This window comes from Rikenella sp. (assembly GCF_056799795.1).
The window spans coordinates 34,511-49,965 of record NZ_JBQIQO010000014.1 but is presented as its reverse complement, the minus strand read 5'-3'; the positions used below and the strand labels follow the sequence as shown (position 1 = coordinate 49,965).

The following is a 15,455-nucleotide window of genomic DNA, read 5'->3' as shown; positions in this document are numbered from 1 at the left end:
GCGTGGCGCGCGGCTGTTCTACGGGAGGGTACTGCCCTCGGGCCGGGCGGGCCCCACGTCCCGTGGACGGGAAATGCTTACGCATTTCAACTGGCAGCCTCAGCCAACCCTTTGGCCCGCACCAGGCAAATGAGCCCCAGCTTCCCGCAATGCCTTTCGCAACAAAAAAAGGGTTTCTCTCGAATGAGAGAAACCCTTAACTATCCTATGCGAGTAAGTCTTAGAATTTTGAGTCGAAACCCGCTTAACTAAGCCTACTTTCACACAGCTACAACAGGCCCGATAAAAAGCTACCGTCCCTGCTGAGCCTTGTCTTTTTCCTTTGCCGCCGCATAGCTGATCGAAAGCGCATTAGCCCGCCGCAACTCCTGTTTGATATCCGTCACCAGCCCCATCTTGGTCGTGGCGTCGATCTTCAAGCTGACGGTCATATCCGGCCGTTCGTTTTCTTTCAGTTTGTCGCGTTCGGCAGCGATGAACTCGGTGATGTTGGTCAGCGAGCTATACGCTCCGTTGAGCTGGATACGCGGCGCCGTCCCGAGTTGCTGAACGAACTCTTTCTTGGGCGGCCCCACATAGATGTAGCTGACCAAAGATTTTTTTTCGAGTTTCTGTGCTTCGCTCGCCTTCGGAGAGTCGATCTGCACCTTCAGTTCCACCTCGCGCATCGTCGTGGTGGCCATGAAGAAGAACAGGATCATGAAGACAATGTCCGGCAACGAAGAGGTAGAAATCCCCGGAGTACCTTTTCCTCCGCCCTTTCTTTGAATGATTGCCATAATTATTTTCCTCCTGTCAGGTTACGCGGTTCGGCTTCCGAGATTTTGACCGGAATCGCCTTGTTAATCGCCTTCTGCTGTTCAGGGCTCAGGTCGGAATACGGCCTCCCGAACGATTTTTGCGCCAGGTCGTTCTTCGCTTCATTATAGGCCTTGGTCAGTTCGTTCTGCACCTTGAGGTACATTTCGTAACTGGTACCGCGGTCGTTCTGGAGCGAGATCAGCCCTTTGCTCACCGGATAGCTGCCGAGCAGCGGGATTTCGGTCATCTCCTTCTCCGGCATAGTGGGATCGTTGGTCGGGTTGGTGATAAAGGTTTTCGCCTTTTCGCTCAGCCCCGATATATCCATCCGTTGTCCCGCCACCAGGAGCTGGTTATTGCCGCTGACGAACACCTGGAGCACATTCCGCTCGTGGGCGTCCATCCCCGGGTCGTTGTCCTGTTCGACCAGAGGGGGCAATTTCCGAGAGATCCCCGAATCGACGTTCATCGAAGTCGTCATCAGCCAGAAGATGAGCAACAGGAACGCGATGTCGGCCATAGATCCGGAATTGATTTCTGGAACTTTTCTTTTCGCCATCTTCGTGAGCGGTTATTTTTTGATGAGTTTGTAGACTTCACCGAAGAGGATGCTGAGGATCACCCCGATGAAGGCGATGTAGGTGGCATAGAGCGCCGTATCGCTGAACTTGAGTTCGAACGAGTCGTCCATCGTCTTGCCGCTGGCGAGCCGGATCGGTTCGTCGCTCGCCAGAGCGTACGACACGAGGAGCACGACCACCAGCACACCCAGTCCGATCAACGAGCGGGTCGCGCTCTTCGGATTCTGGAAGACGGCGAACAGCGGCATGATAATCACCAGCGCAATCGTGAGGAGCACCATCACCAAAGCCCAGATGAGCATCATGTTGAGCGTCACGCTCTCTTCGCCTTCGACGAAGGTCGCTGCCCCGACAACCACCAGAATGGCCGAAACGATCAGGAGGATGTATTTAATAATCGAAAGGTATTTCATAGTTTCGTTTGTGCCAAAAGCACGCCACGGTCGCTCCCGCAGTCCGCCCGGCCGGGAAGTTCACTCCCTCGCCGGTCGCCGCACGGAGCCGGAGCCGTGTATGCGCGGGTTATTTTTTCAGGTATTTGGTCAGGATGTCCACCAGCGAGATGGAAGCGTCTTCCATCGAGATCACGATGCTATCGATCTTAGCAACCAGATAGTTGTAGAAGAGCTGGAGAATCACAGCGGCGATAAGCCCGGCCACGGTGGTCAAAAGGGCGATTTTCATCCCCCCTGCAACCAGCGCCGGAGCGATATCCCCTGCCGCTTCGATGGCGTCGAACGCCGCGATCATACCGACCACAGTACCCATAAACCCGAGCATCGGCGACAGAGCGATGAAGAGCGAGATCCACGACATACCGCTTTCCAACTGCCCGGCCTGTACCGACCCGTAGGAAGCCACCGATTTTTCGACCACGTCGATCCCTTCGCTGGTCCGGTCGAGCCCCTGATAGAAGATCGAAGCCACCGGCCCGCGGGTATTGCGGCACACGTCCTTGGCAGCTTCGATACCGCCGTTATTCAAAGCATCTTCAACCTTTTCGAGGAGTTTTTTGGTATTTACGGTAGCGAGGTTCAGATAAATCACGCGTTCGATCACGATCGCCAGACCCAGCACCAAGCAGAGGAGGATCGGCGACATCCAGCCCACACCCCCTTCGATAAATTTCTGTTTCAGTGCCTGGTGCATCGGCTGCCCGCCCAAGTCTTCGCCGGCCACAGCGTCAGCAACGGCTTCTTCGGCCGGGGTGATTGCGTCGGTCTGTTCGGTCTGAGCCGCAGCGGTCGAGTCGGCAGCCTCTTGAGCGTACAGGTTCACGGTTCCGAAGGTCAGCAGACCTACCATGGACACGATTGTCAGAAGTTTTTTCATAGTGACGGTAATTTGATTAGTTGTTTTTTGTTTGTTTCGTTAGTTGTTCGTATGGTTTTCGCCCCGCAGTCGACGGGCGAAACGGTTCGGTTTCGAGTTCGGGGAACGAGGCTCATGTTTTGAATCAACCGCCTCCTTATTTTACCGCTCCTGCCGTCCGGCATTGGAGTCCTCGAACGGGATTAACCGCGCCGCTATGCAACTTGTCTTCTTTGTTTATGCCTCTCGTCAAGAGAAATTTTCGAACGCGGGATTAACTACACCCTTGTTCCTCTCGCTTCCCGTCAATTGAAATTCCCGCCCGGGATTAACTTCGCCGCTACGCGGCTTGTTTTTCCCTTGCCTCCCGGTGGGACCGCTCAATTGATTGAGTCCGAAAATCACAAGATTTTTGCCAACAAGAACGTCTCGTCCCACGGAATAAATTCCGCGGCCGGACGTTCCGTCGGCAAATGCCTTCCGGCATCCCGACTCAATCGATTGCGGAGGAAAAGGGATTCGAACCCTTGATACCCTTTTGAGGTATACACACTTTCCAGGCGTGCTCCTTCGACCACTCGGACATTCCTCCTTAAAAAATACAACCATCAAAAGACCGCATTACCGCGTGATCTCCAATGCGTTACAGCGCACCGAAGACCGACCGGCACGAGCCGGAATCGCGGGAAACGAGCCGTTTCAACGGGTTAAAGTTAGCATAAAAAATTTATTGTGTACCATCTCCCCGAAAAATTCCTCCATTTCGGCCCCTCCGTCAGACCGTCATTTCGCCCCGGATCGACATACCGAGGTAGTTCACCAGCTGTCCTTTCGACAACCCGCGCCCCAGGAGATACATCAGCTTCGCCACCGCCGCCTCGGTCGTCATGTCGTGTCCGCTCACCCCCCCCGCCTTCAGAAGCGCCCGCCCGGTGTCGTAGAGCTCCATATCCACGCTTCCCGCCGCACACTGCGTCACGTTGATCACCACGACGCCGCTGGCGACCGTTTCGGCCACCGTCTCGACGAACCACCCGTCTGTCGGGGCATTGCCCGCCCCGTAAGTCTCCAGCACGACGCCCCGCAGCCCCTCGACACGCAGCATGGCCCGGAAAATCTCAGGCCTCAACCCCGGAAAAATCCGCACCACGGCCACCCGCGTCTCCAATGCCGTATCGACTTTGAGCGACGGCAGAAAGCTGTCGACTTTCCGAATATACGGTTCGTTGTATTTGATCGCAATCCCGGCCTCGGCCAGCGGGGGATAGTTCGGGCTCCGGAAGGCGTTGAAGTGTTCCGCGTTGTATTTGATCGTGCGGTTGGCCCGCAGCAGGCTGTTCTGGAAATAGATACACACCTCGGGCACCGCCCCCGAGGCGGCGATTTCGATGGCCGAGACGAGGTTTTCGCGTCCGTCTGTCCGCAACACGCCGATCGGGATCTGGCTTCCGGTAAAGATGATCGGTTTGGCCAGATTCTCCATCATGAAGCTGAGCGCCGAAGCGGTATAAGCCATCGTATCCGTCCCGTGCAGGACGACGAATCCGTCGTAGCCGTCATAAGCGTCCCGAATCGTGACCGCGAGGCGTTCCCATTCGACGGGGCTGACATTCGAGGAGTCGATCACGGGGTCGAAAGCGACGGTGTCGATGCGTATCCCGAATTTGCGCAATTCGGGCACTTCGTTCCCGATTTGGGTGAAATCGAACGGGGCGAGGGATCCGGTTTCGGGGTTGGTTTTCATCCCGATCGTCCCGCCGGTGTATATGAGAAGTATCGACCTGTCCATAGATTATGTGCAAAGCTAACATTTTTATTTCGTAACGCGCATCCTCCCCGCCTTCGATCGTGCGCCTGTCGCAGCGCCCCGCCCCGGGCTACCGCGGAGCAGGTTTTGCCGGACGTTTGGGGACTCTGCATGGCGTCGGGGGCGAAGGATCCGTTTGGTCTTCTTCATCTTACGAGACAAACAGCATCTACTTGCGTTTTTTCATGACAGAAGTCCAACCCGATATCGCTTACCTGCGCGGCCACGGTCTTCAGTTGCGTTGCCTCTCGGAATAAACGGACCGCGGGCCCGCGGTGGGCAATGGGCTAGAACTACCCTAAGTAACTGACCACCCAACCCTGCATTTAAGTTGCATCCCTGCGGCTCGCAGAGCCACAACAGCAACGCCCCATTATTCATCGCTCAAACCTTGCAAATTCGATCTGTTCCCAACAGTTCGCCGCCAGCGGTGAGTGCAACGAGCTCCGTCGAGTTGCAGTCCGCCGCGTGGGGTGGCGGCGAACTGCGCGACTCTGCGAGTCGCAGCTGCTCAGCCCAGTTCTCTGCCCCGTGTCAGCCTCACTGCGGCTTTGCTGTCGCTCCGCCGCGTTTTCGCGCGCCTGCGCGATTCATTCTATTTCGGCGGTAAGCCGAAATAGTTGAATCGCTTCTTTAGGCGGCGGCGCGCGAGCAACTGGGAAGTAATAACGGCCGCGCGCCATGACGCGAACGCGTCCGCCGGGCGGGCGGTACCTCCCGACACTCGGAATGAGCAGCCTCTACCCCAAGGCCGCCTCGGCCCAATTCCTCCTCAATTCTTCGTCCGCGCGCTGGCGGAAATCTTATTCAAACGCGAACAACGCGTTTGAATGATTTCCTTCTTCAGCAGTCACGCGCGGAAGAGCTTTGTCCCGCCTCAAATCGTTCCTTTTGTGAACAAAAGGAACCGAAAAAACTTTAGAAGGATGCTGACACATCCTTAGGCTGCCGGCGACCCTAACCAATGCGACAACTTCGTTCCCCCGCCCAGACACCTTAAAAAGCACAAAAAGAACGGGTTGCGCCTCGCACTGAGACCCAACCCGTTCCAAATAGATGATTTCGTAAGCCTGACGAACGCCCTACTTCTTGAAATAGCGGTTGTACAACCCCTCGAAGCCCTTGCCGTGCCGAGCCTCGTCCTTGCACATCTCGTGCACCGTGTCGTGGATCGCATCCAGCCCCAGCTCCTTCGCCCGCGTCGCGATGCGTTTTTTGTCTTCGCACGCCCCGGCTTCAGCCTCCATGCGAGCTTTCACATTGGTCTTCGTATCCCAGACCACCTCGCCCAGCAGCTCGCAGAACTTCGCCGCATGTTCGGCCTCTTCCCACGCATAGCGTTTGAAAGCCTCCGCAATCTCCGGATACCCCTCGCGATCCGCCTGCCGGCTCATCGCCAGATACATCCCCACCTCCGTGCACTCGCCCGTGAAGTGCGCCTTCAGCCCGTCGAGCACCTCCGCATCGACCCCTTTGGCCACCCCGATCACATGCTCGTCCACAAAAGTCAGCCCTCCGGCCTGTTCCACATACTCCTTGAATTTGCTCTTCGGCTGTTTGCACTGCGGGCAGAATTCCGGCGCTTCGTCCCCTTCGTGAATGTAGCCGCACACCGTACAAATGAATTTCTTTTTCATACTGAATCGTTTTGTTTGTTTGGTTTGGAAATGGTTATTAATTGTTCTGAGAATTTTTCTTTTCGCACTCCCGGCAAACCCCTCGACAGTAGAGCTGCACCGCCTCGATCCGATGCCCCTCCGCCGCCGGCAGTCGCGGCACCTCGTCGAAAAAGAGATCGTACACTCCCCCGCAAGCCGTACAATACAGGTGCCCGTGCACCGACATATCCCCGTCGAACCGCGAACACCCCGGTTCGATCGTGAGGTGCGCCGCCGCCCCCCGCTCCACCAGCAGGTTGAGCGTATTGTAGACCGTCGTTTTCGACAGCGTCGGCATCTGCGGCGCCAACGCCCCGTAGACCTCCTCCGCCGTCGGATGCGTGCGATGCTTCAGGAGGTAGTCCATCACCGCCACCCGCTGCACCGAAGGCCTCACCCCGCATCGGCGCAACACCGTCGCCGCATCTGCATCGAGTCGTTCCATAATTTGTAATAATTACAAATCCATAACGAATACAAAGTTAAAATTATTTTGTCGAGTCCTCCAAATTTTCTTTCGCTTTTCCTCCGAAATAATTATCTTTATTTTTACCATTCTTTCTCAACAAAAGAGACCCCATTCTCCTAACGAAAGGCTAAGACAAAACACATTAAAGCGACATAATTATTATCGAATAATTTTAAAAATAAAATAATTCGTCCGAAATTAGGAATATTCGATTGTGATATTTATGTTTGAAGTGCGGTTTGATTTCAAATCGAGCAGTAAAACTATTTTTTCACTTTTTAAATTCATGTTACCATGAAGAAATTAACCAAAATCTTGTTGGCAACCGGCGGCGCAGCCCTGATTTGCGGGGCGTCGGTGATGACCTACCTCAAAGCGCAGACCCAACAGCCGGAGATGTCCGACCTGACTCTCCAGAACCTTGAAGCTATGGCCACCATCGACGTGCCGGACATGAACTGGGCGAACGGTCCCGGCAAGAATGTATCGTGTTCTCGTTGCGGCTCGGTACATTTGCACTGCCTAGCTCGTAACGACAACCGATGCAGCCAGACATCGTGTCTGTAAGTAACATATTGAAAAGACGGCAGTCAAGAGCCGTCTTTTCTCCTTAAACCATCTTTTCATGAAACCACAACTCTTCGGCCTGGCCTTTTTAGTCTCTTTAGCCCTGTCTTCGTGCCAGAAAAGCACTCCTGCCTCTCCGGAATCATCGTTTCCCCTATCCGTCGTCGACTGGCAGGCCGAAAATTTCGGACAACTTTCCGATATCCTCGAATACACCGAGTGTATCGAACTGGAGAATACTCCCGAAGCCGCCTTTTCTACCATCGACTGCATCGTTTGTCAGGACGACCGCTATTTCATTTTCGACAAATACGGCTCGAACAAACTGCTGATGTTCGACGACCGGGGCCGTTTCGTCCGGCAAATCAGCCGACCGGGCCACGGCCCCGGCGAATATGTCCGCCTCGAATCCTTTTCGATTCGGAACGATACCGTTTTCGCTCTGGACGCCAACGGGCAGAAGATTTTGGTCTACGGCATCGACGGCCAACATCTCCGTGATATCCGCATTGCCGACCTCGATTTTCCCGATGCGTTGGCATGGCTTTCCGACGGCTTTTTGTTTTACCGAGGTCTGTATGAAGAAGAATCAGCCGAGGATGTAGTGGCCCTTTTTCGCACGGACAGCCAGGCCGGTTCTGTGGAACCCTATTTCGGGTACAACGAACAATCGTCCCGCGTCAGCTTCGGCCAGCCATTGACAGAGTCCGACTCTTCGATCGTTTTTACTCGTTACCTGAACGACACCGTTGTCCTGTTCGACCGTTCGGGACAGATTGTTAAAGGTATCTGTTTCGATTTCGGCAAACGGCGTATTCCTGATTCCCGGCGCGGCCATATCACAGTACGAGAACTGACCGATTCCCATTGCGCCTTTCTCGCTTCGGCTCCGGTTCCCGCCAGCTCGAAACTCTGCGGGGTCGTCTGCGAAGCCGGCGAACGCATGGTTTTCGCCTACGATTCCCTGACGAAGCGTACCTACATCGACCGGACGGGGCGAACGATACCCGCCCTGCCCTCCAACTTCGCGGCACAAGATTCGACGGGCCTTGTCTCCTGGCTGAATTACGATGTCAAGGATCATTTTCTCTCCTCTTTGGGGGAAGAGCGAATCCGGGAACTGTTGCCCCGCATGGAAGAGGGAAGTGTTTATCTGCTGTTATACCGATGGAAATGAAAATCTCAACTATCGCTTTCTATCTATGCCTTATTCTCGGCTTGTGCTCTTGTGGTAACAGCCGAAAAAAAGACGCTGTCCTTTTGGCCGAGTTGACCCGTTCGGAACTTATTTTGCCCCCTGATCCTACAACGAATCAGCCTCGTATCCTCGTGTACGTCGGCGAAGGAGAGTGCGGTGTTTGTTCGCTCAGACTACCGGAGTGGTATACCAAAATCAACGAATTGCGCCAAACGGGTATCGACTCCGTACAGGTTCTTTTCGTGGTCGAAGAACGAGAGATGCCCCGTATGGAAGCTGCCGTAGCAGAATCTCATATCGCGCGCATCCGAGAGATTGTCGCCATTCGACCGGACAGTGCCAGATTATTCTTAACCACCAATCCCATACCGTCTGATTATCGTTTCCATACTTTCCTTTTGGACAAGGATAATCGCGTCGTGCTCGTCGGCTCGCCGATCGGTAACCCCAAGATGTGGGAACTTTATAAAAGCACCATCGCCCGCCTCGCCGCCCACGGCGGCACCCTTCCCGACGAACAATAGCCCCGCACACCTCCGCCCCCCCTCCGTCGCCGCCCGGCTCCCCCGCCGGCGGCGACAGTCTTTTTTAACCCCCGCCACCGTTTCGCCACCCCAAAAATTTGTGTAATACGAAAAAGGAAAATATCTTTGTTAGCAGAAAAACAGCCCCTCCCGGACGACCGACAGGCGCAAGACAACCGCCCGCTCCGTACCGCCCCATCGACACACCAAATCCGGCTTACAAAATACAAATCATTCAAAACAACCAAACCTATGAGTAAACTCTGGAGCTCCTCCATCGGGAAGAAACTCGTAATGAGCCTCTCGGGCCTGTTCCTGCTCGTCTTCCTGCTCGTCCACCTCGTGGCCAACCTCTTCTTCTACGGAGGGGAAGACGCCTACAACGCCATGTGCGAATTCATGGACACCAACCCCGTGATTCAGGTCATGGTACCCGTGCTCGCCGCCGGCTTCGTGATCCACATCGCGTGGGCCACCGCCATCACCCTGAAAAACCGCATCGCGCGGCCCGTGAAGTACAAAGTACAAGACCTCAGCGCCTCCTCGACCTGGGAATCGCGGAACATGTACGTCCTCGGGATCATCATCCTCGGCGTGCTCGCCTGGCACCTGACCGACTTCTGGAGCCACATGCAGCTCCAGCACTTCATCGGCGGCGAAGCCGTCGGCAACCCCTACGAACTCCTGATCCAGACCTTCGCCAACCCGATCATCTCGATCCTCTATATGGTTTGGATCATCGCCCTGTGGTTCCACCTGCGCCACGGCTTCTGGAGCGCCTTCCAGACCGTCGGACTCAACAACCAGGTCTGGATCCGTCGCTGGCAATGCGCAGCCCGGCTCTACGCCTTGATCGTAGCCGTCGGCTTCATCTCGATTCCGATCGCCGTGCTGATCCTCGCCATCTTCGGCAAATAGACCACCCGGGAAACTCCTATTTTCAGAACCCAATCATTCCGAAAAGCACATGAGCAACAAACTCGACTCAAAAATCCCCGAAGGGCCGTTGGCCCAGAAGTGGAGCAAACATAAAGCAGACATCAAAGTCGTCAGCCCGGCCAACAAACGCAAACTGGACGTGATCGTCGTCGGAACCGGCCTCGCCGGGGCATCGGCCGCCGCATCGCTCGGCGAGCTGGGCTACAATGTCAAAGTCTTCTGCATCAGCGACTCGCCGCGGCGGGCACACTCCATTGCCGCGCAAGGGGGGATCAACGCAGCCAAGAACTACCAGAACGACAACGACTCGGTCTACCGCCTCTTCTACGACACCATCAAAGGGGGCGACTACCGGGCACGCGAAGCCAACGTCTACCGGCTCGCCGAAGTGGCCAACTCGATTATCGACCAGTGCGTGGCACAGGGGGTTCCGTTTGCGCGCGACTACGGCGGACTGCTCGACAACCGTTCGTTCGGGGGCGCACAAGTTTCGCGGACATTCTATGCACGCGGCCAGACCGGGCAGCAGCTTCTGTTGGGGGCTTATGCCGCACTGAACCGGCAGATCCAGAAAGGCTCGGTGAAGTCATACCCGCGGCATGAGATGCTCGACGTCGTGCTGATCGACGGCAAAGCGCGCGGGATCATCACCCGGAACCTCGTGACCGGCCAGATCGAACGCCACGGAGCGCACGCCGTGCTGATCTGCTCGGGAGGGTACGGCAACGTCTTCTTCCTCTCGACCAACGCCATGAACTCCAACGGGTCTGCGGCTTGGCAGTGTTATAAGAAAGGGGCGATGTTCGCCAACCCGTGTTTTACGCAGATCCACCCGACCTGTATCCCGAAACACGGCGAACAGCAGTCGAAACTGACCTTGATGTCGGAATCGCTGCGGAACGACGGCCGGATCTGGGTACCGAAAAAGATGGAAGACGTCGAAGCGGTACGTTCGGGAGCCAAGAAAGCCTCTCAGATTCCGGAAGAGGATCGCGACTACTACCTGGAACGCCGCTATCCGGCTTTCGGGAACCTCGTGCCGCGCGACGTGGCATCGCGGGCAGCCAAAGAGCGGTGCGACGCCGGGTTCGGGGTCAATGAGACGGGTCTGGCCGTCTTCCTCGACTTCTCGACCGCTATCAACCGCTTGGGCAAGGAGGTCATCGCACAACGCTACGGCAACCTGTTCCAGATGTACGAAAAGATCGTCGACGTGAATCCGTACGAGGAGCCGATGATGATCTACCCGGCGGTGCACTACACCATGGGGGGGATTTGGGTCGACTACAACCTGATGACCACCGTTCCGGGGTTGTATGCCTTGGGCGAAGCCAACTTCTCGGATCACGGAGCCAACCGTCTGGGGGCTTCCGCGCTGATGCAGGGCTTGGCGGACGGCTACTTCGTCATTCCGTACACCTTGGGCGACTACCTCTCGCACGACATCCAGACCCCCAAGATCGACACCAACCACCCGGCTTTCGCCGAAGCGGAACAAGCGATCTGGGACAAGATCAACAAACTGTTCTCGATCAACGGGAAACGCTCCGTAGACGACCTGCACAAGGAGCTCGGGAACATCATGTGGGAATATGTCGGCATGGGTCGTACCAAAGAGAGCCTCGAAAAGGCGATCACGGCGATCCAGGCGCTCCGGAAGGAATTCTGGTCGAATGTCCGCGTGCCGGGCAAAGAGGGCGAATTCAATCAGGAGATCGAAAAGGCGCTCCGCGTGGCGGACTTCATGGAGATGGGCGAACTCATGGCGCGCGACGCCTTGAACCGCAACGAATCGTGCGGCGGCCACTTCCGCGAAGAGTTCCAAACGCCGGAGGGCGAGGCGCTGCGCGACGACGACCACTATGCTTATGTGGCGGTCTGGGAATACAAGGGCCCGGACGCGGAACCGGAACTCCACAAAGAAAAACTGGTCTTCGAAACGGTTCACCTCGCTCAACGTAACTACAAAGACTAACCACACTGTTTTACCCATCTTAAAATCGTTCTTTCTGTCCCTGACTGGAGGGTACTGTTCTTTTTGTGAACAAAAAGAACCAAAAAAACTTCAGAGCGCATCCCTACGGGATGCTCTGGCCGTGTCTGCCCTTGGGTTGGGCTGGATTTTCCGGTGTGGCGCGCTATTATGTAGCGAACTACCTTTAAGCGCGCCCACCGGAAAAATCCCAGCCCAACGAAACAAGGCGGAGAAAACCCGTGGTCGTCCCACCGGGACGACCTCTGCAAAAGTTCTTTGGGTACCTTTCTTTCAAGAAAGGTACGGTTCTATCCGGCACAAAGACAGCAAAGAATTGATTAAAAAAATAAGATCAGCTTGTTATGAATTTGAAATTGAAGATATGGCGTCAGAAAGACGCCCATGACAAAGGTCGTTTTGAGGAATACCACGTAGAGAACGTATCCGAGGGTAGTTCCTTTTTGGAGATGCTCGACATCCTGAACAACGACCTGATCCACGCCGGGAAAGAGCCCATCGCCTTCGACCACGACTGTCGGGAAGGGATCTGCGGGATGTGCTCCCTGTTCATCGACGGTCGCGCCCACGGCCCCGACGACGACATCACCACCTGCCAGCTCCACATGCGGAAATTCAAAGACGGAGATACCATTACCATCGAGCCGTGGCGTTCTCGCGCCTTCCCGGTGGTGAAAGACCTGGTGGTCGACCGTTCCGCCTATGACAAGATTTTGCAAGCCGGCGGGTACATCTCCGTGAACACCGGCGGCGTGCCGGATGCCAATGCGATCCCGATTCCGAAGAAAGACGCCGACGAATCGATGGACGCCGCCGCTTGTATCGGGTGCGGCGCCTGCGTGGCCACTTGCAAGAACGGGTCTGCCATGCTCTTCGTGGCTGCCCGGGTGAGCTCGCTCGCCTTGCTGCCCCAGGGGAAAGTCGAAGCCGCACGGCGCGCCAAAGCCATGGTCGCCAAGATGGACGAACTCGGCTTCGGCGGATGTACCAACACCGGAGCCTGCGAAGCGGAATGTCCGAAAGGGATCTCGATCGCACACATCGCCCGGTTGAACCGCGAATTTTTGTGCGCCAAGCTGAAAGACTAACCGTTTGATTTTCTTCGCCAAAGAAAATCAAACTCCGCAAAAAGCGAGGCCGTTCCTGTTACTCGAACAGGAACGGCCTCGTTTTTGTATATCTCCCGTTCGGACAGCGACCGAAACCGATGTCGGCCATCGCATAGTCCGGGAAAAACCGTATTTTTACAAACGTTTAATAGAAACCCGCCTCTCCCCATGAAAAAACGCCTACTCTTCGCGCTCGCACTCCTGCCGGCGATTCTGGTCGGCTGCCAAAAGAGTTCGTCGTCATCGCCCACCCCGCCGAATCCCTCCCTGCCGGAAATCGTCGCCGGAACCATCCCCGTCGTTTTCCACGTGCTGTACGAGAACTCGGCCGATCCGGAACAATACCCCTCCGACGCCGTCATCCAACGCCGGCTCGCGGAGCTGAACAAATTCTACTCCTCCACCCTCTTCACCGACCGGACACTGCCCGGCGTGCCGAGTCAGAAGGTCGGTCTGACCTTCGTGGCCGCCACCCACGACCCGAACGGCAAACCGCTCACCACACCGGGGATCCATCGCGTCGTCTACTCCGGCTCCGCCAACATGAGCGCCGAAAACTTTCTGTACAGCAACTCGCAGAGTCAGCGTAACCAGGATATCTTCTGGAACCCGAACTACTACGTGAATATCTGGCTCTTCAGCTTCCTGCAAGACCCCGGCGCAGCGAACGACGAAAGCGAAGTCACAGGCATCTCGTTCCTGCCTTACTGCACCACGACGCACACGCTGTTCGGCCTAAGGGGCAATGAAGCCAGCGCACCCGGCGAATCCTATTTCCACCGGCTGCCCAACTACATGCACGGCATCGCATTGAACAACCGTAAGTTTCAACCGGAAGCGGGGATCGATCCCGAAGACCAATACACGTGGATTTCCGACGAAGGGATGCTTACCTTATGCCACGAAATGGGCCACTACTTAGGTCTGCACCACGCCTTCGACGAGACCCGGAACGGCTGTTCCGATCCGGACAACGCCAGCGACGACGGATGCGAAGACACGCCGAAATACAACCGGACTGCTTATATGACCGATATTCAGCCTTGGCTGACGGGCCAAAGCACGATCAGCGAGCTGCCTTACCATCCGTTCGAGCGTCAACCTTGCAAAGCTGGTTCCGGCCTCGTTATTTCGACCAACGTAATGGATTACTACTTCGGTTATCGGACTCAGATTACGGCGGATCAGCTGGCCCGAATCAATTTCGTGATGCAGTACAGCCCGCTGATTCCGCGGCCGACGGCGGCTACCAAGGCGATCCGGCCCGAGGCCGATCAACTGGATCCGAACGCCACGCTGCCGGAACCGATTCTGATGCGGTGTTACGCACCGAAGCTCTCGTTACAGCCGTAGAAGGGCTCTACGCCCCACACATGCCATCGGCGCGCTCCTCTCTTTAGGGTATTTTAGGAAACCTTTAGGGAAGCACGCCGATTCTGTTTGTCCGGGCATTCATCCGTCGGCGAATGCAGCTATGCCGCAGCCGCCCCGGGCTTCCGCGCTCGGGATACGGGCGCGTTGAACGGCGTCGGCAATTACGGATACAGTTACGCGTCTACGCCCGGCGGGACGAACAGTCTGTTCATGTGGTTCAATGCGCAACATCTCGATCCCTGCGATGCGTATTATCGTGCCTACGGTCGTCAGTTGCGTTGCCTCTCGGAATAAACGGGCCGCGGGCCCGCGGGAGGCAAAGGAGTGGAATAACCCTGAGTAACTGACCACCCAACCCTGCATTTAAGTTGCATCCCTGCGGTTCGTAGAACCGCCCGAGCCGGAGCCACCCCAGGCGTAGGCCTGCAACGTCGCGATGCTCGTTTCCGGCCACGCTGGCTCTGACCCTTAATATTCACTCTCGCCTAAAGTGAGCCGGGCGCCCGGGAAGAACAGCAATTCTCAACGCGCAAGCGGCGTGTTGCGGGCCGCCCGTGGGCAGGCGGCCGGCCCGCGCGACCCAAAGGGTCGCAAGAGCTCGACCTAATTTGGTAACATTCGTCCTCGGCGCGCCCCCCTCGCGCCGCTATTGCGTCGCTCTCGCCGAGGACGGCGATTCTCTGAATCGCGCTATTCGCTTTTGGTTTAAGCGGGTCGCCGCCAGCGGGGAGTGCAACGAGCCCCGTCGAGTTGCAGTCCGCCGCGTGGGGTGGCGGCGAACTGCGCGGCTCAAAGAGCCGCAAAAGCTCAGCCCAAATATGTCAAATTAGGCGACTTAAAGGTCGCACAAGCACCGCATGAAGACCAGGCACGTCTCAAAGCTCGCCCCAGTTCTCTGCCCTGTGTCCGCCTCATTGCGGCTCCGCTATCGCTCCGCCGCGTTTGCCGTCGCCCGCGGCAATTCTTGCCGGATTGGCCAAGTGCCAACCGGCAGAATATGCCCTCTTAAGCGGGCGGGCGACGGGGTTTGCTTCAGGATCAAGTTTTTTTCGCGCGCGGGTCGAGTTTTGTTCGCGTGCCTTGGGAAATCTTGTCAAAACGTGCCAGCACATTTTGACGATTTC

General features: G+C 56.4%; 16 protein-coding genes and 1 tRNA gene. 9 read left to right on the top strand and 8 right to left on the bottom strand.

What is annotated here, in order from left to right:
* Positions 1-290: 290 nt before the first annotated feature.
* The 6 genes from ACTO3O_RS05155 to ACTO3O_RS05130 form a co-directional block, all read right to left on the bottom strand.
* On the bottom strand, positions 291-779 hold the full coding sequence (locus tag ACTO3O_RS05155) for an ExbD/TolR family protein (RefSeq protein ID WP_294594408.1): 489 nt from the start codon (positions 777-779) through the stop codon (positions 291-293).
* Positions 780-781: 2 nt separating this feature from the next.
* Positions 782-1,360, bottom strand: coding sequence for an ExbD/TolR family protein (locus tag ACTO3O_RS05150; RefSeq protein ID WP_294594406.1), 579 nt, complete (start codon positions 1,358-1,360; stop codon positions 782-784).
* A gap of 12 nt (positions 1,361-1,372) precedes the next feature.
* Positions 1,373-1,795, bottom strand: a complete 423-nt coding sequence (locus ACTO3O_RS05145; protein WP_294594404.1) for an ABC-2 transporter permease — start codon at positions 1,793-1,795, stop codon at positions 1,373-1,375.
* Positions 1,796-1,904: 109 nt separating this feature from the next.
* Positions 1,905-2,714 carry a MotA/TolQ/ExbB proton channel family protein gene (locus ACTO3O_RS05140; RefSeq protein ID WP_297625346.1) on the bottom strand — a complete coding sequence of 270 codons (810 nt, stop codon included), beginning with the start codon at positions 2,712-2,714 and terminating at the stop codon, positions 1,905-1,907.
* A 483-nt stretch (positions 2,715-3,197) separates the two neighbouring features.
* Positions 3,198-3,285: transfer RNA gene (locus ACTO3O_RS05135), tRNA-Ser, on the bottom strand.
* Between the two features lie 183 nt (positions 3,286-3,468).
* A complete protein-coding gene (locus tag ACTO3O_RS05130) occupies positions 3,469-4,482 on the bottom strand; it encodes an asparaginase (RefSeq protein ID WP_297831339.1) in 1,014 nt (337 codons plus the stop codon).
* A gap of 116 nt (positions 4,483-4,598) precedes the next feature.
* Between ACTO3O_RS05130 and ACTO3O_RS05125 the strand changes: the two genes are divergently transcribed.
* The gene (locus tag ACTO3O_RS05125) at positions 4,599-4,757 is read left to right on the top strand and encodes a hypothetical protein (protein WP_297831336.1); all 159 of its coding nucleotides are present in this window, start codon (positions 4,599-4,601) and stop codon (positions 4,755-4,757) included.
* Between the two features lie 825 nt (positions 4,758-5,582).
* Here ACTO3O_RS05125 and ACTO3O_RS05120 read toward each other — a convergent pair.
* Together ACTO3O_RS05120 and ACTO3O_RS05115 are read right to left on the bottom strand one after the other, a co-directional pair.
* Positions 5,583-6,137 carry an NADH peroxidase gene (locus ACTO3O_RS05120; protein WP_297625359.1) on the bottom strand — a complete coding sequence of 185 codons (555 nt, stop codon included), beginning with the start codon at positions 6,135-6,137 and terminating at the stop codon, positions 5,583-5,585.
* Between the two features lie 37 nt (positions 6,138-6,174).
* The gene (locus tag ACTO3O_RS05115; RefSeq protein ID WP_297831333.1) at positions 6,175-6,603 is read right to left on the bottom strand and encodes a Fur family transcriptional regulator; all 429 of its coding nucleotides are present in this window, start codon (positions 6,601-6,603) and stop codon (positions 6,175-6,177) included.
* Between the two features lie 318 nt (positions 6,604-6,921).
* Here ACTO3O_RS05115 and ACTO3O_RS05110 point away from each other — a divergent pair, with 318 nt between their 5' ends.
* From ACTO3O_RS05110 to ACTO3O_RS05075, 8 genes are all read left to right on the top strand, one after another.
* Complete coding sequence (locus ACTO3O_RS05110) at positions 6,922-7,194, top strand: NVEALA domain-containing protein (protein WP_297831331.1); 273 nt, start codon at positions 6,922-6,924, stop codon at positions 7,192-7,194.
* Between the two features lie 58 nt (positions 7,195-7,252).
* Positions 7,253-8,371 (top strand): DUF4934 domain-containing protein, encoded by a 1,119-nt coding sequence (locus tag ACTO3O_RS05105; RefSeq protein WP_297831326.1) that lies wholly within the window; start codon positions 7,253-7,255, stop codon positions 8,369-8,371.
* Positions 8,362-8,916: a hypothetical protein gene (locus ACTO3O_RS05100; protein ID WP_297831321.1), complete on the top strand. Its 555-nt coding sequence runs from the start codon at positions 8,362-8,364 to the stop codon at positions 8,914-8,916. Before ACTO3O_RS05105 ends, ACTO3O_RS05100 begins: the two co-directional genes overlap by 10 nt.
* Positions 8,917-9,168: 252 nt before the next feature.
* Complete coding sequence (locus ACTO3O_RS05095; RefSeq protein ID WP_297831318.1) at positions 9,169-9,834, top strand: succinate dehydrogenase cytochrome b subunit; 666 nt, start codon at positions 9,169-9,171, stop codon at positions 9,832-9,834.
* A 49-nt stretch (positions 9,835-9,883) separates the two neighbouring features.
* On the top strand, positions 9,884-11,830 hold the full coding sequence (locus tag ACTO3O_RS05090) for a fumarate reductase/succinate dehydrogenase flavoprotein subunit (protein WP_297625383.1): 1,947 nt from the start codon (positions 9,884-9,886) through the stop codon (positions 11,828-11,830).
* A 362-nt stretch (positions 11,831-12,192) separates the two neighbouring features.
* The gene (locus ACTO3O_RS05085; RefSeq protein WP_294593598.1) at positions 12,193-12,936 is read left to right on the top strand and encodes a succinate dehydrogenase/fumarate reductase iron-sulfur subunit; all 744 of its coding nucleotides are present in this window, start codon (positions 12,193-12,195) and stop codon (positions 12,934-12,936) included.
* A gap of 189 nt (positions 12,937-13,125) precedes the next feature.
* Positions 13,126-14,310: a M43 family zinc metalloprotease gene (locus tag ACTO3O_RS05080; protein ID WP_297830111.1), complete on the top strand. Its 1,185-nt coding sequence runs from the start codon at positions 13,126-13,128 to the stop codon at positions 14,308-14,310.
* Between the two features lie 87 nt (positions 14,311-14,397).
* Positions 14,398-14,625: a hypothetical protein gene (locus ACTO3O_RS05075; protein WP_294593602.1), complete on the top strand. Its 228-nt coding sequence runs from the start codon at positions 14,398-14,400 to the stop codon at positions 14,623-14,625.
* Positions 14,626-15,455 lie beyond the last annotated feature (830 nt).

Excerpts from the sequence above, each read along its gene's own strand:
- ACTO3O_RS05085 (WP_294593598.1), top strand. The coding sequence starts at position 12,193 with ATGAATTTGAAATTGAAGATATGGCGTCAGAAAGACGCCCATGACAAA.
- ACTO3O_RS05140 (WP_297625346.1), bottom strand. The coding sequence starts at position 2,714 with ATGAAAAAACTTCTGACAATCGTGTCCATGGTAGGTCTGCTGACCTTC.
- ACTO3O_RS05090 (WP_297625383.1), top strand. The coding sequence starts at position 9,884 with ATGAGCAACAAACTCGACTCAAAAATCCCCGAAGGGCCGTTGGCCCAG.
- ACTO3O_RS05080 (WP_297830111.1), top strand. The coding sequence starts at position 13,126 with ATGAAAAAACGCCTACTCTTCGCGCTCGCACTCCTGCCGGCGATTCTG.
- ACTO3O_RS05095 (WP_297831318.1), top strand. The coding sequence starts at position 9,169 with ATGAGTAAACTCTGGAGCTCCTCCATCGGGAAGAAACTCGTAATGAGC.
- ACTO3O_RS05120 (WP_297625359.1), bottom strand. The coding sequence starts at position 6,137 with ATGAAAAAGAAATTCATTTGTACGGTGTGCGGCTACATTCACGAAGGG.
- ACTO3O_RS05145 (WP_294594404.1), bottom strand. The coding sequence starts at position 1,795 with ATGAAATACCTTTCGATTATTAAATACATCCTCCTGATCGTTTCGGCC.
- ACTO3O_RS05105 (WP_297831326.1), top strand. The coding sequence starts at position 7,253 with ATGAAACCACAACTCTTCGGCCTGGCCTTTTTAGTCTCTTTAGCCCTG.
- ACTO3O_RS05155 (WP_294594408.1), bottom strand. The coding sequence starts at position 779 with ATGGCAATCATTCAAAGAAAGGGCGGAGGAAAAGGTACTCCGGGGATT.
- ACTO3O_RS05130 (WP_297831339.1), bottom strand. The coding sequence starts at position 4,482 with ATGGACAGGTCGATACTTCTCATATACACCGGCGGGACGATCGGGATG.
- ACTO3O_RS05115 (WP_297831333.1), bottom strand. The coding sequence starts at position 6,603 with ATGGAACGACTCGATGCAGATGCGGCGACGGTGTTGCGCCGATGCGGG.
- ACTO3O_RS05110 (WP_297831331.1), top strand. The coding sequence starts at position 6,922 with ATGAAGAAATTAACCAAAATCTTGTTGGCAACCGGCGGCGCAGCCCTG.
- ACTO3O_RS05150 (WP_294594406.1), bottom strand. The coding sequence starts at position 1,360 with ATGGCGAAAAGAAAAGTTCCAGAAATCAATTCCGGATCTATGGCCGAC.
- ACTO3O_RS05100 (WP_297831321.1), top strand. The coding sequence starts at position 8,362 with ATGGAAATGAAAATCTCAACTATCGCTTTCTATCTATGCCTTATTCTC.